The organism is Lentzea sp. NEAU-D7, from assembly GCF_026242055.1.
Lineage (GTDB): Bacteria > Actinomycetota > Actinomycetes > Mycobacteriales > Pseudonocardiaceae > Lentzea.
This window is the reverse complement of the sequence record NZ_JAPJDL010000009.1, coordinates 241,529-260,556: the sequence shown is the minus strand read 5'-3', so window position 1 is coordinate 260,556 and position 19,028 is coordinate 241,529. Positions and strand designations below refer to the sequence as shown.

Here is a 19,028-nt window from a genome sequence, read left to right as displayed (position 1 = left end):
CCATCCAAAGGAGTTCGGACATGGCGCAGGTGTGGCTCATCACCGGCAGTTCCCGCGGCGTCGGCCGCGCGACCGCCGAAGCGGTTCTCGCCGCCGGGCACCGGCTCGTCGCGACCGCCCGGAACCCGCGCGATCTCGACGACCTCGTCTCTCAACACGGCGACCGGGTCAGATCTGTTGCACTCGACGTGCGTGACACCGCTCAGGCGCGCGAGGCCGTGGCGACGGCGGTGCGCGAGTTCGGTCGGCTCGACGTCGTCCTGAACAACGCCGGTGCCGGCCGGGTCACCTCGATCGAGGAGTGCTCCGAGGAGGACTTCCGCGAGCAGCTGGAGGTCAACCTCTGGGGCGCCGTCAACGTCACCCGCGCCGCGCTGCCCGTGCTCCGCGAGCAGCGCTCCGGGCACTTCCTGCACGCCGGTTCGACCGCGGGGCACACGGCGCTGGGCGGCGGGCTCGGTCCGTACGTGATGTCCAAGTTCGCGCTGCGCGGGTTCAACGAGACGCTCGCCGCCGAGTGCGCGCCGTTCGGTGTCCGGTCGACGTTGATCGAGCTCGGCGGCATGCAGACGGACTGGACCGGCAGCTCCCTGGTGGTGACCGAGCACGGACAGGACTACGTTCCGACTGTCGGGGCGATGCTGGGCCTGCTGCGTGGCGCCGACGGCAACATGCCCGGTGACCCGGCCAAGGCGGCGAAGGTCATGCTCGACGTGGTAGCCATGGACGAGCCGCCGCTGTGTCTGCTGCTGGGCAGCGACGCGGTGGATATGGTGCGCCTGGCAGACCAGGCACGGACTGCGGAAATCGACAAGTGGGAACACGTGAGCCGGTCGACCGACCGCAACCCTGAATCGGTGTAACCAGGGTCGCAGGCACGGGTGGACGGTTTACCAGTACGCTTGTCTTGCTTGCATCGTCGCGAGAGGAGCGCCCGGAGTTATGGGCAAGATCAAGGTTCAGGGCACCGTCGTCGAGCTCGACGGCGACGAGATGACCCGGATCATCTGGCAGTTCATCAAGGACAAGCTGATCCACCCGTACCTGGACGTCACCCTGGAGTACTACGACCTGGGCATCGAGCACCGGGACGCGACCGACGACCAGGTCACGATCGACGCCGCGAACGCCATCAAGAAGCACGGCGTCGGCGTCAAGTGCGCCACGATCACGCCGGACGAGGCGCGCGTCGAGGAGTTCGGCCTCAAGAAGATGTGGGTCTCGCCGAACGGCACGATCCGCAACATCCTCGGCGGTGTCGTCTTCCGCGAGCCGATCATCATCTCCAACGTCCCGCGGCTGGTGCCGGGCTGGACGAAGCCGATCATCATCGGCCGTCACGCGCACGGTGACCAGTACAAGGCCACCAACTTCAAGGTGCCCGGCGCCGGCAAGCTCACGATCACGTTCCAGCCGGAGGACGGCTCGGACCCGATCGAGCACGTCGTCACCGAGTTCCCGGCGGAGGGCGGTGTGGCGATGGGCATGTACAACTACAACAAGTCCATCGAGGACTTCGCCCGCGCCTCCTTCTCCTACGGCCTGCAGCGGGGCTACCCCGTCTACATGTCGACGAAGAACACGATCCTGAAGGCCTACGACGGCGCCTTCAAGGACATCTTCGAGCGCGTGTTCAACGAGGAGTTCAAGGCGGAGTTCGACGCCAAGGGCCTCACCTACGAGCACCGCCTCATCGACGACATGGTCGCAGCGGCCATGAAGTGGGAGGGCGGCTACGTCTGGGCGTGCAAGAACTACGACGGTGACGTCCAGTCCGACACGGTCGCGCAGGGCTTCGGCTCGCTCGGCCTCATGACGTCGGTCCTGATGACCCCGGACGGCAAGACGGTCGAGGCCGAGGCCGCGCACGGCACCGTGACGCGTCACTTCCGCCAGCACCAGGCCGGCAAGCCGACCTCCACGAACCCCATCGCGTCGATCTACGCGTGGACCCGTGGCCTCATGCACCGCGGCAAGCTGGACGGCACCCCCGAGGTGATCCGCTTCGCCGAGGCGCTCGAGGAGGTCGTGATCGAGACCGTCGAGGCCGGTCAGATGACCAAGGACCTGGCCCTGCTGATCAGCAAGGACCAGGCGTGGCTGACCACCGAGGACTTCCTCGCCGCGCTCGACGAGAACCTCAAGAAGAAGATGGCGTCGTTCTGATCGCCTGATCCGAGCACGTGAGAAGGCCACCCCGGTCACGCCGGGGTGGCCTTTCTCGTTGCCCGTCACCCGGTCGGTTCCTCTTGCGGGTGGTTGCCGCGCCGAGCCGTCCACACAGGTCTCGCAGCCGCTATATCTGCTGTTCCAGGGCTTTGTGCGGGCGGAAGGCAGCGTCATGTTCGGTGTACCGGTTCGGGGAATGATCGTCATCGGTGTGCTCGGGGTCGCGGGCGTGATGTACGCCGCGAACGGCGGCAAGCAGATGGGCAGCGACAAGAGCGCGGAGATCTGCAAGGTCACGGTGACCGCGGACATCCTCAACGTCCGCTCCGGCCCGGGCGACATGCAGCCGATCGTCTCGACCATGCCGCGCGACGCGGTGACCGACGCCCAGGCGCGCGTCGAGAACGGCTACCGGATGCTGAGCGACCGCCGCTGGGTGAGCCAGTCGTTCGTCGCGCTGACCAGCGACTCGACCTGCAGGTAGCCACCAGGGCGTTCTGGCAGACTTGCGGGCATGTTGCGGAACATGTTCCGGTGGGGCAGGGCCAAGAGCGTCACGCAGTGCTCCTGTGAGCCCGAGTGGCAGGGCCTCTACACCGAGGTCTACGGCGAGCGCCAGCTGGCACTGCCCCGCGACGAGATGGCCACCCTCGTCGGCTACCTGGACCTGACGGCCCACTGCGCCGGCTGCGGCGCCGAGTACCCGAAGCCCTGGGGCCTGGCCTCCCAGTAGGCTCCCTCGTCGTGCTCACGGTCTCCACGGTCAACGTCAACGGTCTGCGCGCCGCCGCGAAGAAGGGCTACCTGGAGTGGCTCGCCACGTCCTCGGCCGATGTGGTGTGCCTGCAGGAGGTCCGCGCCGAGCCGTCCGAACTGGCTGCGGAGGTCCACTCGCCTCCCGGTTGGTACGGCGTGTACGCCCCGTCGTCGCTGAAGGGCCGCGCGGGCGTCGGCGTGCTCTCGCGCGTCGAACCCACCTCGGTCCGCGTGGGCTTCGGCACCGCCGAGTTCGAGTCGAGCGGCCGCTACCTGGAGATCGAACTGCCCGGCGTCGTCGTCGCCTCGCTGTACCTGCCGTCCGGCGACGTCGGCACCGAGAAGCAGGACGAGAAGGACCGCTTCATGGCGGCCTTCCTGCCGTACCTGGTGTCGCTGCGGGAGAAGGCGGCCGTCTCGGGCCGTGAGGTGCTCGTGTGCGGCGACTGGAACATCGCGCACCAGCAGGCGGACCTGAAGAACTGGAAGACGAACCAGAAGGAGTCCGGCTTCCTGCCGTACGAGCGGGAGTGGATGACGTCCGTGTTCGCCTCCGGGTACAACGACGTGATGCGCGCGCTGCACCCCGACGTGGTCGGGCCGTACTCGTGGTGGTCGTACCGGGGCAAGGCGTTCGACAACGACTCCGGGTGGCGCATCGACTACCAGGTCGCGACGGACGGGCTGGCCGGCCGGGCGCGGACCGCGGTGGTGGAGCGGGCGGCGACGTATGCCGAGCGCTGGTCGGACCACGCCCCGGTGACCGTCGTCTACGGCGACTGATCAGGGGCAGCGGGTCTGCTGCTCGGGCTTGTGCTCGATCATCCTCGCTCCTGGTCGGACCTCAAAGCGCCGACTCGCGGTTTGTCGTGCGCTTCCATGCCGCCGCTCGTCGGTGAACTTGAACTCGTCCTCGGCCATGGCATGCCTTTCCGGTGGCGGAGCGGGCGACGAGGTCGTCAACCGCGAGGTGCCCGCCGCCGGTACTCCGACTGACCCAGCCCGACCAGCCTTTATCGCTCTTGTCACCCAGCTGACGGCTCGATTCAACCCGCCCGCTCCCTGAACATGAACACGATTCACCATCGATGAATCGGGGGCGGCTCATGGCAGGGTTCAACCGGCGTTCGTTCCTCCTGGCGATGGGCGTGGGCGCCGCGGGCGTGCCGCTCCTGGACCGCCAAGCGTTTGCGTCGACCGCGGGCACGACGCTCGACATGACGGCCACGCCGATCGGCACCAGCGGTTACCGCAGGCTCACCGCGGGGCCGGGCTGGCCGACGGTCGTGCGCAGCGACCTCGTCGCGGCCAAGGTGAACCGGGAAGCCCGGCGCCGGGCGCTCACCAGCTTCGTGCAGTTCAGCGACATGCACATCTGCGACGCGCAGAGCCCGCTGCGGTTCGAGTACCTGCACCCGATCATGGGTTCCAGCGCGCACCGGCCGCAGGAGGCGCTGACGACCCAGGGTTCGACGTCGCTGGTCCGCCGCGTCAACGCCGTTCGCCGAGGGCCGCTGACCGGCAGGCCCTTCGACTTCCTCATGACGACCGGCGACAACACCGACAACCACGAGCACATCGAGCTCGACTGGTACCTCGCGGTCCTCAACGGCGGCCGCATCATGCCGAACACCGGCGACTCGCGGTACGAGGGCGTGCAGAACGCGGGCATCAGCACGTTCTGGCAGCCGGACCTGAGCGGCAGCGACGACTACAAGGCGGCGGGATTCCCGCAGCTCCAGGGTCTGCTCGACGCGGCGGTGCGGGAGTTCAGCAGCCCCGGCCTGGACATCCCCTGGTACTCCACGATCGGCAACCACGACGACAGCGTGGTCGGCGCGTTGCCGGATGGACTGCTCGACGGCTGGTACACCGGCAGCAAGAAGATCGTCGGGTTCGGTGACCCCGTGCAGAACGCGAAGGTCGCGCAAGCGTTCAACGACCCCAAGGCGATCCCGGAAGCGATGGCCATCCTCGCGAGTGGCGGCGTCGTCCGGACCGTGACGCCGGACAGCAGGCGCAGGCTCTTCAACACCAGTGAGTACGTGCGCAAGCATCTGCCGACGGGCGGGCACGGCTACACGGACGCCAACGCGGACGGCGTCGACGTCTTCTACACGTTCCGGATGGCGCCTGGCGTCACCGGCATCAGCATGGACACCACGAACCTCGCCGGGTTCTCCACGGGCTCCATCGGGCTGCACCAGCTCAACTGGATCGAGAGGACCCTCAAGCGCAACAGTTCGCTCTACTACGACTGGCTCGGTCTGCCGCAACGGCAGAACGTCACCGACGAACTGTTCGTGCTCTTCAGCCACCACACGAGCACGACGATGGGCAACGTGCTGCCGGACAAGCGCCGCCCGTTGGACCCGCGGATGAACGGCGACGCGTTGGTCAACCTCCTGCACCGCTTCCCGAACGTGCTGGCGTGGGTCAACGGCCACACGCACCGCAACGTGATCACCCCGCATCGGCACGGCACACCGTCCAGGAGCTTCTGGGAGATCAACACCGCCGCGCACGTCGACTACCCGCAGCACGCCCGCGTGATCGAGGTGGCGGACAACGGCGACGGCACGTTGTCGCTGTTCACGACGTTGCTCGAAGCGGACGCGCCCTACCAGGCGGACTACGACGACCGCAGCGACACCGCCCTCGCGAGCCTCTGCCGGGAGTTCACCTACAACGACATCCATTCGCGGACGAACCCGCTCGGCACACCGCTCGACCGGAACGCGGAACTGCTCGTCGCGGTGCGCTGACAGTGGGATGTCCCACACCCTGTGCGAGGTAGTCAGGAATTTTGGCGGCCTAAGGTCGGTTACGTGGCAGTGGACATCTCGCTAACCCCACCGCAGCCCCGCCCGAGCGCGGCGGCCATGCGGCGTGCGCTGCGCAGGGCCTCCGACGGTGCCGTGCTCGACGCGACGGAAGCCGCCGTGTTGCTGCATGCGCGCGAGGACGACCTGGACGCGTTGCTGACAGCGGCGGGCAAGGTGAGGGACGCGCACCTGCTCGCCGAGGGGCGTGCCGGGATCGTCACGTACAGCCGGTCGGTGTTCATCCCGCTGACGAGGCTGTGCCGGGACAGGTGCCACTACTGCACGTTCGCGACGGTGCCGCACAAGCTGCCCGCCGCGTTCCTCGAACGCGACGAGGTGCTGGCGATCGCCCGCGCCGGCGCCGCGCAGGGCTGCAAGGAAGCCCTTTTCACGCTCGGCGACCGGCCGGAGGACCGCTGGCCCGCCGCGAAGGAGTGGCTGGACGCCCGCGGCTACGAGTCCACTTTGGACTACGTCAGGGCCAGCGCCATCGCGGTGCTGGAGGAGACCGGCCTGCTGCCGCACCTCAACCCCGGCGTGCTGAGCTGGGAGGAGCTGACGCGGCTGCGGCCCGTCGCGTCCAGCATGGGCATGATGCTCGAGACCACGGCCGAGCGGCTGTGGAGCGAGAAGGGCGGCCCGCACTACGGCAGCCCCGACAAGGATCCCGCCGTCCGGCTGCGCGTCCTCACCGACGCCGGCCGCGTGAACGTCCCGTTCACCACCGGGATCCTGATCGGCATCGGCGAGACGCTCGCCGAGCGCGCCGAGTCGTTGCTCGCGATGCGTCAGATCGCGAAGCAGTACGGGCACATCCAGGAAGTCATCATCCAGAACTTCCGCGCCAAGCCGGACACGGCGATGCGCGGCATGCCCGACGCCGACCTGACGGAGCTCGCGGCGACGATCGCCGTGGCACGCCTGGTGATGCCGTCGACCGTGAGCGTGCAGGCACCGCCGAACCTCGTCGGTGGCGAGTTCGATCTCATGCTGCGCGCGGGCGTCGACGACTGGGGCGGCGTCTCGCCGATCACGCCGGACCACGTGAACCCCGAGAAGCCGTGGCCCCAGGTCGACCAGCTCGCGGAGATCACCGCGGAAGCCGGTTTCTCCTTGCAGGAACGGCTGAACGTCTACCCGCGCTACGTCCGCGCGGCGGCGGGGCAGTGGATCGACACCCGCCTCACGGCGCACGTTTCCGCGCTGGCACTGGAAAACGGTCTCGCGAACCCCGACGCCCCGGTGATCGGCCGCGAGTGGCAGGAGCCGGACGGCGGGCTCGACACGTTCGGCCGCGCGGACCTCCACACCGCCATCGACACCGAAGGCCGCACGAGCGACCGCCGCGGAGACTTCGACGAGGTCTACGGCGACTGGGACGAGCTGAAGATTCCCGTTGCGCCGCAACGGCTCTCCGAAGACGTCCAACGTGGACTGAAGATCGCCGCGAACGACCCGGGAGCGTTGCTCGGCGACACCGACGCCGCGATGGCGCTGCTGACCGCGGACGGCGACGCGCTGGAGGAGATGACCCGGCTCGCCGACGACCTGCGCCGCGAGGTGGTCGGCGACGACGTCACGTACGTGGTCAACCGGAACATCAACTTCTCCAACGTCTGCTACGTCGGGTGCCGCTTCTGCGCCTTCGCCCAGCGCGAGCGCGACGCGGACGCGTTCCGGCTCTCGGCCGAGGAGGTCGCCGACCGCGCGCAGGAGGCGTGGGACGACGGCGCCACCGAGGTCTGCATGCAGGGCGGCATCGACCCCAAGCTGCCGGTGACGTACTACGCCGACGTCGTGCGCGCGATCAAGAAGCGCCTGCCCGGGATGCACGTCCACGCGTTCAGCCCGATGGAGATCGTCTCCGCCGCGGCCAAGGCGGGCGTGAGCATCCGCGAGTGGCTCACGGAGCTGAAGGAAGCCGGCCTCGACACGATTCCGGGCACCGCGGCCGAGATCCTCGACGACGACGTGCGGTGGGTGCTGACCAAGGGCAAGCTGCCGACCGCGACCTGGCTCGAGGTCGTCGGCACCGCCCACGAGCTGGGCATCCGTTCGTCCTCGACGATGATGTACGGCCACGTCGACCACCCCGGCCACTGGCTCACGCACTTCCGGGTGCTCGCGGACCTGCAGGACCGCACAGGCGGGCTCACCGAGTTCGTCGCGCTGCCGTTCGTGCACCGCAACGCCCCGATCTACCTGGCCGGAGTCGCCCGTCCCGGCCCGTCCCGCCGCGACAACCGGGCCGTGCACGCGTTCGCACGGCTGGCGTTGCACGGCCGCGTCGACAACATCCAGTGCTCCTGGGTGAAGCTCGGTGACGAGGGCACCGCGGAGATCCTCAACGGCGGCGCGAACGACATCGGCGGCACGTTGATGGAGGAGACCATCAGCCGCATGGCGGGATCCGAACACGGGTCGGCGCGCACTGTGAGTGAGCTTCAGACGCTGGCTTCACTAGCAGGGCGTAACGCCCGTCAGCGGACTACGACATATGGGCGAGTGCGATCCGATCATCCATGACCGATAGTCTGATTCGGCGCATAGACGCTACCGGTCATCGGTAGCTTGGCGGCCAATCAGTCAGCGAGGTTCACCCGTTCCGGGGTGGGCCTGTGCCTTGGGGAGGCTCGGCAAGTGCACGGCATGAGTCTGGTTCTGAGCGCGGCGGTCGAGAGCAGCATGACCGGTACCGCTGCTGGTCCCGTGGGTCTGATCGCGGTCACCGCGGGCGTGGGCGGTCTGGTCTACGGCCTGGTGAGGCGCCGCAAGCCGGCCCCCGTCGTGGCGGCCAACCAGCGCATCGACCTGGTCCAGCAGGACACCGCGCACAACTGATCCACCTGGTCTGAGAAGATTTCGTCCGTGTCCACGGAGAACGCGCCTGCAGAGCCCGTAAAGCGTCCCCGCGTCCTGTCCGGCATCCAGCCGACGGCCGGGTCGTTCCACCTCGGGAACTACCTGGGCGCGGTGCGGCAGTGGGTGGCGCTGCAGGAAGCGCACGACGCGTTCTACTGCGTCGTCGACCTGCACGCGATCACCGTGGAGCAGAACCCCAAGGAACTGCGTCAGAACACGCGCGTCTCGGCCGCGCAGCTGCTCGCGCTGGGCATCGACCCGGACCGGGCGACGCTGTTCGTGCAGTCGCACGTCCCGGAGCACGCCCAGCTCGGCTGGGTCATGCAGTGCATGACCGGCTTCGGAGAGGCGTCGCGGATGACGCAGTTCAAGGACAAGTCCGCACGCCAGGAGCAGTCCGTCGGCGTGGGCCTGTTCACCTACCCGATCCTGCAGGCCGCGGACATCCTGCTGTACCAGGCGCACTACGTGCCGGTCGGCGAGGACCAGCGCCAGCACCTGGAGCTGACGCGCGACCTCGCGACGCGCTTCAACTCGCGCTACGGCAAGACGTTCCGGCTGCCCGAGGCGTACATCGTCAAGGACACGGCCAAGATCTTCGACCTGCAGGAACCGACGGCCAAGATGAGCAAGTCGGTGCCCGGTGGCGTCGTCGAGCTGCTGGAGGACCCGAAGCGCTCGGCCAAGAAGATCCGTTCCGCGGTGACCGACACGGGCCGCGAGATCATCTTCGACGTCGAGAACAAGCCGGGCGTCTCGAACCTGCTGACGATCTACTCGGCCCTGACCGGCCGCACGGTCGAGTCGCTCGTGCTCGACTACGAGGGCAAGGGCTACGGCGACCTGAAGAAGGACCTCGGCGAGGTCTTCACCGAGTGGGTCGCGCCGGTGCAGGAACGCGTCCGCATGTACCTCGACGACGTGGCTTCGCTGGACAAGATCCTGGCCCGTGGTGCCGAGCGCGCGCGTGACGTCGCCTCCGTCACGTTGCGCCGCACGTACGACAAGATCGGCTTTGTTCTGCCTGAGTAGTGCACTTGCACTAGCGTTCCACGCGTGGACAAGTGGCGGCGGAAGTACGCGTGGTTCGACCACATCATGCGAGCGTATGAGCGCTTCACCGAGAGCTACGGCACGCACTACGCCGCCGCGGTGACGTACTTCAGCGTGCTGTCGCTCGTGCCGATCTTGATGATCGGGTTCGCGGTGGCCGGTTTCGTGCTGCAGTCGCAGCCGGACCTGCTGGCCGAACTGCGTGCGGCCATCGCCGAGGCCGTGCCGGACCAGCAGCTGAGCGAGCAGATCAACGAGGCCGTGAACACCGCCCTGGAGTCCAAGGGCACGGTCGGCATCATCGGTCTGCTCGGCGCCGCGTACTCCGGCCTCGGCTGGATGGGCAACCTCCGCGACGCCCTGACCGCGCAGTGGGGCCACGCCAAGGAGAACCTGCCGTTCTTCGGCACGCTGTGGCGCGACCTGCTGGCGCTGATCGGCCTGGGCCTCGCGATCGTGCTGTCGTTCGGCATCACGGCGCTCGGCACCGGCTTCGCGGAGCAGGTCCTGGAGTGGCTGGGGCTGGAGAAGGCCGGCTGGGCGCACGTCCTGCTGCGCATCGGCACGATCGTCCTGTCGCTGGTCGCGAACTGGATGGTGTTCCTCTGGGTGCTCGCGCGGCTGCCGCGCAAGCCCGTGGGCCTGCGCTCGGCGCTCCGCGGGGCGTTCGCGGCCGCGATCGGGTTCGAGGTGCTGAAGCAGGCCGCCACGATCTTCCTGTCGTTCACGACGAAGTCGCCGACCTCGGCCGCCTTCGGGTCGGTGATCGGTGTGCTGCTGTTCGCGAACCTCGTGGCGCAGTTCATCCTGTTCATCACGGCCTGGACGGCCACCGCCAGGGAGAACCTCGAGCCGGAGGTGGTGAAGGCGCCGCCGCCCGCGGTGATCTCGCCGGTGGTGCAGATGCGGTCCGGGCCCTCGCCGTCGTTGATGCTCGGCGCGGGAGCGGTGTTCGGCGCGGTGCTCGGTCTCCGGTGGCGCCGCAAGTAGCGTTCAGAACGAGAACGGCCCCAGCGCGTGTGCGCTGGGGCCGTCGTCTTCGGTGCCTCAGATGCCCTGTGCCGCCTGCGCGGCCTGACGGCGGGCCCTGGCCGCCTTGGCGCGCTTGCTGCGGATGAAGAGCACGAGACCGGCCAGCAGGCCGATGCCCGCCGCGGCCGTGATCGGCAGGCCGACGGTGCCGAACGCGGTGGGCGTGGGGCGGCCCGTGCGCGAGTCGACGGCGGCTGCCTCGTCCGCGGTGTCGGTGCTCTGCGTGGGAACCACGTTCTGCTTCGGCTGCGGAGCGCCGTCCACCAGCTTGCCCACACCACCGGGGCCCATGGCGAAGCCGTAGTCGAGCAGCTTCGCGGCCTGGGCGTCGATGCGCGTGGGCGTCTGCTGGCCGCGCAGCAGCACGACGACGAGGCGGCGGCCGTTGCGTTCCGCGGCGCCCACGTAGGTGTGCTGCGAGTCGTCGGTGAAGCCGGTCTTGCCGCCGAGCGCGCCCTGGTAGTTCTGGAGCAGGCGGTTGTCGTTCTGCAGCATGATCGTGCCGCCGTTGCGGCCGGGGAACTGCGACTGCTGCAGCTTGATGGCCTGCGCGAACTCGTCGTACTTCATCGCGCCGCGGAAGATCAGGGCGACGTCGTAGGCCGAGGTGCTGGTGCCGGGGGCGTCGAGGCCGGACGGGGTCACGGCGCGGGTGTCGAGGGCGCCGAGCTCCTTGGCCATCGCGTTCATCTTGCGCAGGGCGTTCGGCACGCCGCCGAGCTGGCGGGCCAGCGTGTGCGCCACGTCGTTGCCCGAGGTGAGCAGCAGGCCGTGCAGCAGCTGGCGGACGGTGTACTGGCCGCCGTCCTTCAGGCCGACGCAGGTGCACTCCTGCTGGGTGTCCTCGGCGCTCGCGGTGACGACGAGGTCGCCGCGCAGTTCCTTGGCGACGACCATCGCGAGCAGCACCTTGATGACGCTGGCGGGGCGCTGACGGCCGTGCGGGTCGTACGCGGCGAGGACGGCACCGCTGTCCATGTCCGCGAGCAGCCACGAGGCCGCGGTGGTGCCGCTGGGCGGCTGCGCCGAGTTCGGCGGCAGGATCAGGCCGCACTCGCCGAGCCGGTCACCGCCGACGGGCTTCTCCGGCACCTCGAGCGGCGTCGGGGCCTTCTGGCCCGGCGCCGGCTGCTCGGACGTGTCCACCGGTGGCGGCGGGGTCTCGCGGTTCGCACACTGCGCCGAGCCGGCGGCCTGTTGTGCGGTGCCGGTCGGTGCGGCGAACGCGGCTGTGGCCGTTGCTAGGACCAGGGCGACGATGAGCCGTTTTGGGAAGGGCACACGTTCAGGCTATCCACCCCCGTTCAGTCGCCTGCACGCACCACGTCTGATACTGGTGAACGTGAAGCTCTCGCGCCCGATGTCACTCTTCCTGGTGGCGTTCGGAGTGTGGTCGTGGGTGATCTGGCCCACGTTCCTGAAGAACATCTGGAAGGACCCGCGTTCGTTTAGCGACGGACCTACCGCCTTCTTCACGGTGCACCTGGTGCTCGTGATCGCCTCGCTCGCGTTCGGCACCGTCATCGGCGTGCTGGGCGTGCGGGGTTTCCTGGCCACTCGACGTCGATAGGGAAAAGCTGTGGAGTTCGTACGCCTGCTGCTGGTGTTCCTGCACCTGCTCGGCATGGGCATGCTGGTCGCGATGATCCTGTTGCAGGCCAAGGCCGGCAAGGACGCGCCGGTCAACAAGGGCTGGTTGCACGGCGCGGCCCTGCAGCTGCTCACCGGTATCGCGCTGGTCGGCATCGACCCGCTGGTCGACGCGGTGAAGTACGACCACGTCAAGATCGGGGTCAAGCTGCTGGTCGTCGTGGCCATCGCCGCCGTCGTGGCGATCAACGTCAACAAGCCCAAGGCCCCGTCCTGGCTGCTGCCGACGGCCGCTTCGCTGGTCGTGCTGAACGTGGGTGTCGCGGTCTTCTGGACCTGATCGGGGGATGTCGTCCGCACTGCCGGGTGACGTAGGGGTGCTTTTCGCACCAGGTGTTGTACCTGCGCGCAACCATCCCTGGCATGTCACGTATCGCCTATATCGGTGTGCTCACCGCCGGGGCAGTGTTGACGTTCGTCTCACTGCACGGTGCCGCCCCGGAGGCCTCGGCCTCCGGGGATGGCCAGGTGTGCGCCGCTGCGTGGTGCCCGAAGGAACGTCCTGGATGGCGTGCGCCGTCGCCGAGAGGTGAAGAGCCTCCGACGTCGTCCACGACCACCCCGACGACCACCACCACCCCGTGCACGACGACCTCGACCACCACGACGACGCCGCCGGTGACGACCACCACCACGACGACGTCGTCCACCACAACAACGACCCCGTCGACCTCGACCTCGACCACCACCTCGACCACGGACACGACGACCACGGACACGACGACGTCTTCCACGACCACGCCGTCGACTTCCACGACGACGTCCGGCACCACCACGCCGCCGACCTCCACGACGACGTCCGGTACCACCACGACGCCGCCGGTGACGACGACCACCACGTCGAAGATCACCACTCCGCCCGTGACGACGCCCCCGGCGACCACCACCTCGGTCACGCCGGTGGTCCACCACCAGGACAACCGCCTGGCCAACACCGGCGCCTCGACCACGTGGATGCTGCTGCTCGGCGTCCTGCTCCTGGTCGGCGGCACCGCTCTGATGCTGCTCGACCGCGCCAGGCGACTCACCCGGCGCTGACCCCCGAAAACTGTCGGTGCTCCTCGTCACACTGATGACGTGCGAATCGAACACCTGCGCCAGCGCAGCGATCTCGGCGTCATCAGTGCCGGCACCCTGAAGTCACTGGGTGTCGCGAACCCGTGGCGGAGGTGCGCCTCAGGCGGGCCGTGGCAGCGCATGTACCCCGGTGTGGTGCTGCTGCACAACGGCCCGCCCACTCGGGACCAACAGCTGACCGCGGCCCTCCTGCGCGCGGGCCCGGGAGCCGTGGTCACCGGGGCGGAGGCCTGCCGCCGGCACGGCCTGCCCGCCCGCGCCCAGGAGATCCACCTGCTGGTGCCGGGCAGGGCACGCGGCACCGGCGAACTCGTCCTGGAACGCGCCTCGCCCGTACCCGCCAGCTCCGACGTGGGCGGCTTCCCGGTGGTGTCCGCGGCCAGAGCCGTAGTGGACGCCTGCCGCTTCATGCGCTCCGCGGACGAGGCCACCGCCCTGATCGCCGCGGCCATCCAGCGAGGCCGCTGCACACCCGCGGACATCCGGGCAGAGGCCCGCACCAACCGCTACGGCACGAAGCTCGTCCGAGCGGTCCTCGAAGACCTGGGCCGTGCGGAGTCGGTGGCGGAACGAGACGCCCGCCGCCTCTCCCGCAAGATCCGCCTCACCACACCCCACTGGAACGCCACGATCGCGGGCCCGGACGGCGTCATCATCGCCAGGCCCGACGCCTGGTACGACGACGTGGGCCTGGCCTGGGAGATCGACTCCCGCGCGTTCCACTACGGCCCGCGCGACTACGAACGCACCCTCGCCCGCAACAGCCGCTACACGGCGGCGGGGATCCTCGTGGTGCAGACGCTGCCGACCCGCCTGCGCGACGCCCCGGACGCGGTGGCGCGGGAGCTGAAGGCGGCACATCGAGCGGCCGCCGCCAGGCCACGCCCGCCAGTGCACGTCGTCGAGGTGACCTGAGGGTCTGGCAGCGGTGCGACCCGCACTTCGTCACTGCCTGAGGGACCACCCTCGCAAGGCAACGACTCGCGCGCAGGGCGGCCTCTCCGCTGGAGCAGGTACCAGCCGCCGCAGGGCGGCCCGCGCGGTGCCGACCGGCGCCCGTCGTCGTAAGGCAACGACTCGCGCGCAGGGCGGCCTCTCCGCTGGAGCAGGTACCAGCCGCCGCAGGGCGGCCCGCGTGGTGCCGACCGGCGCCCGTCGTCGTAAGGCGACGACTCGCACGCAGGGCGGCCCCTCGGCTGGAACAGGTACCAGCCGCCACGACCGGACCCGCGCGGTGCCACCAGGCACCTGCCAACGCGAAGGCGACCGCGTACGAGTCCTGGCGTGGCGATGCGAAGCGAGCCGTCCGAACCTGGTGCCGCCGGGCAGCGGTTCGGGCCCTTCAAGGCGATTGGGGCTTTACCTTGAGGGGGCGGGATGCTCCCCTCATGGGCACGGCCGGGCGCTTTTCAGCCCGGCCTTTTCCGGCCGTCCAGCATCCCGCCAGAGGCTCAAGGTCAAGCCCCAATCGCAACCCCGCGCAGTTCCGTCACGACCCGCGCAACCACCCTCGCAAGGCGACCGCACACCAGGAACGCAACCCACCCCGCTGGAACGCGACAAACGCCCGCAAGCCGACCCGCGCACCCACCAACCCAACCCGCACCCGCACCCGCGAGGACACTCGAGGAACCACCCCGGAAACGACGAAGCGCCGCGCCCCCCAGCGGGAACGCGGCGCCTCGAACCGAGAAGAACTCAGACGCGCTTGAACAGCAGCGCGCGCTTCACTTCCTGGATCGCCTTCGTCACCTGGATGCCACGCGGGCACGCGTCGGTGCAGTTGAAGGTGGTCCGGCACCGCCACACGCCGTCGATGTCGTTGAGGATGTCGAGCCGCTCCTCAGCGCCCTCGTCACGCGAGTCGAAGATGAACCGGTGCGCGTTCACGATCGCCGCCGGGCCGAAGTACGAGCCCTCGGTCCAGTAGACCGGGCAGGAGGTGGTGCAGCAGGCGCACAGGATGCACTTCGTCGTGTCGTCGAACCGCTCGCGGTCGGCGGCGGACTGGATGCGCTCGCGCGTCGGCTCGTTGCCGTAGGTCACGAGGTACGGCTTGACCGCGCGGAACGCCTCGAAGAAGGGCTCCATGTCGACCAGCAGGTCCTTGTGCACCGGCAGGCCCTTGATGGGCTCGATGGTGATCGTGGTGCGCTTGTCGCCCTTTTCGAGCAGGTCCTTCAGCAGCACCTTGCACGCCAGGCGGTTCACGCCGTTGATGCGCATGGCGTCCGAGCCGCAGATGCCGTGCGCGCAGGAGCGCCGGAAGGTCAGCGTGCCGTCGACGTACCACTTGATGTGGTGCAGCAGGTTCAGCACGCGGTCCGACGGGAGCGCCGGGATGTCGAACGCGTCCCAGCGCGGCTCGTCGTCGATCTCCGGGTTGAACCGGCGGATCTTGACGGTGACCGTGACAGCGCCGTCCGGAACGGGCGGCTGGGAGCCGCGCGAGCCTGCAGTGGTTTCAGCGGTGGCGGTCATCAGTACTTGCGCTCCATCGGCTTGTACCGGGTAAAGGTCACGGGCTTGTAGTCCATGCGGATGTCGGCCGAGAGACCGTCGCCCTGCTTGTAGAACATGCTGTGGCGCATGAAGTTCGTGTCGTCGCGGTTCGGGTAGTCCTCGCGGGCGTGACCGCCGCGGGACTCCTTGCGCGCGAGCGCACCGTGCACGAGGACCTCGGCCAGCTCCAGCAGGAAGCCGAGCTCGACGGCCTCCAGCAGGTCGGTGTTGAAGCGCTTGCCCTTGTCCTGGACGGAGATGTGGGCGTAGCGCTCCTTGAGGGCCTGCACGTCGTGCAGCGCCGTCTTCAGCGTGTCCTCGGTGCGGTACACGGACGCGTTGGCGTCCATGGTGGCCTGCAGCTCGGTGCGGATGTCCGCCACGCGCTCCTGGCCGTGCTCCGACAGCGCCAGCGCGACCTGGGCCTCGACGGCGGCGGCCGGGTTCTCCGGCAGCTCGACGTGCGTCTCGCGCGACAGCGCGTACTCCGCGGCGGCGATGCCCGCGCGACGGCCGAAGACGTTGATGTCCAGCAGCGAGTTCGTGCCGAGGCGGTTCGCGCCGTGCACGGAGACGCAGGCGCACTCACCCGCGGCGTACAGGCCGGGAACGACGTTGTCGTTGTCCCTCAGCACCTCGCCGTGGATGTTCGTCGGGATGCCGCCCATCGCGTAGTGCGCGGTCGGGTACACCGGGACGGGCTCGACGACCGGGTCGACCGCGAGGTACGTGCGGGCGAACTCGGTGATGTCCGGCAGCTTCGTCTCCAGCACCTCGGCACCGAGGTGCGTGCAGTCGAGCAGCACGTAGTCCTTGTTCGGGCCGGCACCGCGGCCTTCGAGCACCTCGAGGGCCATCGAGCGGGCCACGATGTCGCGCGGCGCCAGGTCCTTGATGGTCGGGGCGTAGCGCTCCATGAACCGCTCACCCGAGGCGTTGCGCAGGATCGCGCCCTCGCCTCGCGCACCCTCGGTCAGCAGGATGCCGAGACCGGCGAGGCCGGTCGGGTGGAACTGGTAGAACTCCATGTCCTCCAGGGGCAGGCCCTTGCGGAAGACGATGCCCATGCCGTCGCCGGTCAGCGTGTGGGCGTTCGACGTGGTCTTGAAGACCTTGCCGAAACCACCGGTCGCGAACACGACGGACTTGGCCTGGAAGACGTGGATCTCGCCGGTCGCGAGCTCGTAGGCGACGGCGCCGGTGCAGACCGGGCCGTTCTCCGTCTCGGTCAGGCAGATGTCGAGCACGTAGAACTCGTTGAAGAACTCGATGCCGTGCTTGACGCAGTTCTGGTAGAGCGTCTGCAGGATCATGTGGCCGGTGCGGTCCGCGGCGTAGCAGGCGCGGCGCACGGCGGCTTCACCGTGGTTGCGCGTGTGGCCGCCGAACCGGCGCTGGTCGATCTTGCCCTCGGGCGTGCGGTTGAACGGCAGGCCCATCTTCTCGAGGTCGAGAACGGCGTCGATCGCCTCCTTCGCCATGATCTCGGCGGCGTCCTGGTCGACCAGGTAGTCGCCGCCCTTGATCGTGTCGAAGGTGTGCCACTCCCAGTTGTCCTCCTCGACGTTGGCCAGGGCGGCGCACATGCCGCCCTGGGCCGCGCCGGTGTGCGAACGCGTGGGGTAGAGCTTGGTGAGCACCGCGGTGCGGGCGCGCTGGCCGGACTCGATCGCCGCGCGCATTCCGGCACCACCAGCGCCGATGATGACTACGTCGTACTTGTGGAACTGCATTGTGGTGGGCTCCCCGCGCGGGTCAGTTCGAGATGTTCGGGTCGAAGGTGAAGATCACGAACGTGCCGAGCGAGATGATCAGGACCATCGACACGTAGAGCAGCATCTTCAACCAGAACCGGGTGGAGTCCTTGCGGGCGTAGTCGTTGATGACCGTCCGCACGCCGTTGCCGCCGTGGATCTGCGCGAGCCAGAGCATCGCGAGGTCCCAGAACTGCCAGAACGGGGACGCCCAGCGGCCGGCGACGAAGCCGAAGTTGATCTTGTGGACGCCGCCGTCGAGGATGTTCATGATGAACAGGTGGCCCAGGACCAGGACCACGAGCAGCAGGCCGGAGAGGCGCATGAACAGCCAGCTGTACAGCTCGCCGTTGCTGCGGCGGGCCGCGGGGCGGCGCGGCGAGCGGGGCTTGTCGAGTGCGAGAGACATGGTCAGTGACCCCCAACCAGGTCGGAGATCGTGCGCTCCATCATGAAGTAGAAGCCGGGGATCATCACGAGGACCCAGACGGCCAGCACGGTCCAGAGCATGACCCGCTGGTACTTGGCGCCCTTCTCCCAGAAGTCCACCAGCATGACCCGGATGCCGTTGAGCGCGTGGTAGAGAACCGCGCCGACCAGACCGACCTCGAAGAGGTTGACGATCGGGTTCTTGTAAGTCTCGATCACCGCGTCGTACGCGTTCGGGGACACCCGCACGAGGGCGGTGTCCAGCACGTGGGTGAAGAGGAAGAAGAACGTGAGGACACCGGTGATCCGGTGGGCGACCCAGGACCACATGCCCAGATCACCGCGGTAGAGCGTCCCACCCCCTCGGGTGGTGCCCGACCGCTCGGGTGCGCCTGCGCTGGTCATGCGCCGCGGCCTCCAACGTCAGTGGTGGTGTGGTCGGCGAACAGTTCTCTCTTCCCGACCATGACCGGAAAATCCTAGTCCCGCACGTTGGAGCGATCCCAGCAGGCGCACCCGCTCTGTGATCGATGAGACACGCTGTCGATCGGCCAAGCGGTCTTTATCGATCCTGAAATGCGGTCCACGCCACAAAAGGACGGTGGCCCGGACCTCCGCCTCGGTCCGGGCCACCGTCGTCGGCAAGGGCACTTGCCACCCCTGACACGGCCCGAAGCCCGGGAATGGTTCAACGCGGAGCCGTAGAAATTTCGTCCAACGCCGAATCGCAGGTCGGGCGGCGGCGGGCTCGGCGGGCGGAACTGGGCCGTTCGGGCGAAGATCGGTGTGGCGAAGAGGCCGCCGAGGGCGTTTCGCAACGCCTTGAACACGTTTGATCACCACTCGTACGGCCAAAGCGTCGAATGCGTAACCGATAGGGGTCTTTGTAGGTGCTGGCGGCAACGGGCTTGGTTACTAA

Annotated in this window: 20 protein-coding genes; 14 read left to right on the top strand and 6 right to left on the bottom strand. The window is 68.6% G+C overall.

From position 1 onward, the window contains the following. Nucleotides 1-20: 20 nt before the first annotated feature. The 10 genes from ORI60_RS20520 (at nucleotide 21) to yhjD (ending at nucleotide 10,655) form a co-directional block, all read left to right on the top strand. Nucleotides 21-863, top strand: a complete 843-nt coding sequence (locus ORI60_RS20520; protein ID WP_266039286.1) for an SDR family NAD(P)-dependent oxidoreductase — start codon at nucleotides 21-23, stop codon at nucleotides 861-863. A gap of 79 nt (nucleotides 864-942) precedes the next feature. After that, nucleotides 943-2,166, top strand: a complete 1,224-nt coding sequence (locus ORI60_RS20515; protein ID WP_266039285.1) for an NADP-dependent isocitrate dehydrogenase — start codon at nucleotides 943-945, stop codon at nucleotides 2,164-2,166. 199 nt (nucleotides 2,167-2,365) lie between these two features. Then, the gene (locus ORI60_RS20510) at nucleotides 2,366-2,653 is read left to right on the top strand and encodes an SH3 domain-containing protein (RefSeq protein WP_266039284.1); all 288 of its coding nucleotides are present in this window, start codon (nucleotides 2,366-2,368) and stop codon (nucleotides 2,651-2,653) included. Nucleotides 2,654-2,683: 30 nt separating this feature from the next. Further along, a complete protein-coding gene (locus ORI60_RS20505; protein WP_030478452.1) occupies nucleotides 2,684-2,902 on the top strand; it encodes a hypothetical protein in 219 nt (72 codons plus the stop codon). An 11-nt stretch (nucleotides 2,903-2,913) separates the two neighbouring features. Beyond that, nucleotides 2,914-3,708, top strand: coding sequence for an exodeoxyribonuclease III (locus tag ORI60_RS20500; protein WP_266039282.1), 795 nt, complete (start codon nucleotides 2,914-2,916; stop codon nucleotides 3,706-3,708). A gap of 323 nt (nucleotides 3,709-4,031) precedes the next feature. Then, nucleotides 4,032-5,690, top strand: a complete 1,659-nt coding sequence (locus ORI60_RS20495; RefSeq protein WP_266039280.1) for a TIGR03767 family metallophosphoesterase — start codon at nucleotides 4,032-4,034, stop codon at nucleotides 5,688-5,690. Between the two features lie 63 nt (nucleotides 5,691-5,753). Continuing rightward, complete coding sequence (locus tag ORI60_RS20490; protein ID WP_266039279.1) at nucleotides 5,754-8,276, top strand: bifunctional FO biosynthesis protein CofGH; 2,523 nt, start codon at nucleotides 5,754-5,756, stop codon at nucleotides 8,274-8,276. 123 nt (nucleotides 8,277-8,399) lie between these two features. Further along, on the top strand, nucleotides 8,400-8,591 hold the full coding sequence (locus ORI60_RS20485; protein WP_266039277.1) for a hypothetical protein: 192 nt from the start codon (nucleotides 8,400-8,402) through the stop codon (nucleotides 8,589-8,591). A 27-nt stretch (nucleotides 8,592-8,618) separates the two neighbouring features. Further along, complete coding sequence (gene trpS, locus ORI60_RS20480; RefSeq protein ID WP_266039276.1) at nucleotides 8,619-9,644, top strand: tryptophan--tRNA ligase; 1,026 nt, start codon at nucleotides 8,619-8,621, stop codon at nucleotides 9,642-9,644. Between the two features lie 24 nt (nucleotides 9,645-9,668). Further along, nucleotides 9,669-10,655 (top strand): inner membrane protein YhjD, encoded by a 987-nt coding sequence (yhjD, locus tag ORI60_RS20475; RefSeq protein WP_266039275.1) that lies wholly within the window; start codon nucleotides 9,669-9,671, stop codon nucleotides 10,653-10,655. Between the two features lie 57 nt (nucleotides 10,656-10,712). On the opposite strand, the gene ORI60_RS20470 is transcribed toward yhjD, so the two are convergent. Next, nucleotides 10,713-11,978 carry a D-alanyl-D-alanine carboxypeptidase family protein gene (locus ORI60_RS20470; protein WP_266039274.1) on the bottom strand — a complete coding sequence of 422 codons (1,266 nt, stop codon included), beginning with the start codon at nucleotides 11,976-11,978 and terminating at the stop codon, nucleotides 10,713-10,715. A gap of 61 nt (nucleotides 11,979-12,039) precedes the next feature. On the opposite strand from ORI60_RS20470, the gene ORI60_RS20465 reads away from it, so the two are divergent. Together ORI60_RS20465 and ORI60_RS20460 are read left to right on the top strand one after the other, a co-directional pair. Next, a complete protein-coding gene (locus ORI60_RS20465) occupies nucleotides 12,040-12,267 on the top strand; it encodes an SCO4848 family membrane protein (protein ID WP_266039273.1) in 228 nt (75 codons plus the stop codon). 9 nt (nucleotides 12,268-12,276) lie between these two features. Next, on the top strand, nucleotides 12,277-12,627 hold the full coding sequence (locus ORI60_RS20460) for a hypothetical protein (RefSeq protein WP_266039272.1): 351 nt from the start codon (nucleotides 12,277-12,279) through the stop codon (nucleotides 12,625-12,627). Between the two features lie 97 nt (nucleotides 12,628-12,724). Here the strand turns inward: ORI60_RS20460 and ORI60_RS20455 are convergent, their stop codons facing one another. Next, the gene (locus tag ORI60_RS20455) at nucleotides 12,725-13,243 is read right to left on the bottom strand and encodes a hypothetical protein (protein WP_266039271.1); all 519 of its coding nucleotides are present in this window, start codon (nucleotides 13,241-13,243) and stop codon (nucleotides 12,725-12,727) included. Between the two features lie 4 nt (nucleotides 13,244-13,247). Here ORI60_RS20455 and ORI60_RS20450 point away from each other — a divergent pair, with 4 nt between their 5' ends. Both ORI60_RS20450 and ORI60_RS20445 read left to right on the top strand, forming a co-directional pair. After that, nucleotides 13,248-13,385 (top strand): LPXTG cell wall anchor domain-containing protein, encoded by a 138-nt coding sequence (locus ORI60_RS20450; RefSeq protein ID WP_266039269.1) that lies wholly within the window; start codon nucleotides 13,248-13,250, stop codon nucleotides 13,383-13,385. Nucleotides 13,386-13,424: 39 nt separating this feature from the next. Further along, complete coding sequence (locus tag ORI60_RS20445; protein ID WP_266039267.1) at nucleotides 13,425-14,339, top strand: hypothetical protein; 915 nt, start codon at nucleotides 13,425-13,427, stop codon at nucleotides 14,337-14,339. Between the two features lie 783 nt (nucleotides 14,340-15,122). On the opposite strand, the gene ORI60_RS20440 is transcribed toward ORI60_RS20445, so the two are convergent. The 4 genes from ORI60_RS20440 to sdhC are packed head-to-tail and all read right to left on the bottom strand — an operon-like array spanning nucleotide 15,123 to nucleotide 18,514. Continuing rightward, entirely contained in the window at nucleotides 15,123-15,905 is a 783-nt protein-coding gene (locus ORI60_RS20440; protein WP_266039266.1) for a succinate dehydrogenase iron-sulfur subunit, read from the bottom strand. Continuing rightward, nucleotides 15,905-17,659, bottom strand: coding sequence for a succinate dehydrogenase flavoprotein subunit (gene sdhA / locus ORI60_RS20435; protein WP_266039265.1), 1,755 nt, complete (start codon nucleotides 17,657-17,659; stop codon nucleotides 15,905-15,907). Before sdhA ends, ORI60_RS20440 begins: the two co-directional genes overlap by 1 nt. A 22-nt stretch (nucleotides 17,660-17,681) precedes the next feature. After that, nucleotides 17,682-18,089, bottom strand: coding sequence for a succinate dehydrogenase hydrophobic membrane anchor subunit (locus ORI60_RS20430; RefSeq protein WP_089949244.1), 408 nt, complete (start codon nucleotides 18,087-18,089; stop codon nucleotides 17,682-17,684). Between the two features lie 2 nt (nucleotides 18,090-18,091). Then, nucleotides 18,092-18,514, bottom strand: coding sequence for a succinate dehydrogenase, cytochrome b556 subunit (gene sdhC / locus ORI60_RS20425; RefSeq protein ID WP_266039264.1), 423 nt, complete (start codon nucleotides 18,512-18,514; stop codon nucleotides 18,092-18,094). Nucleotides 18,515-19,028: the final 514 nt, after the last annotated feature.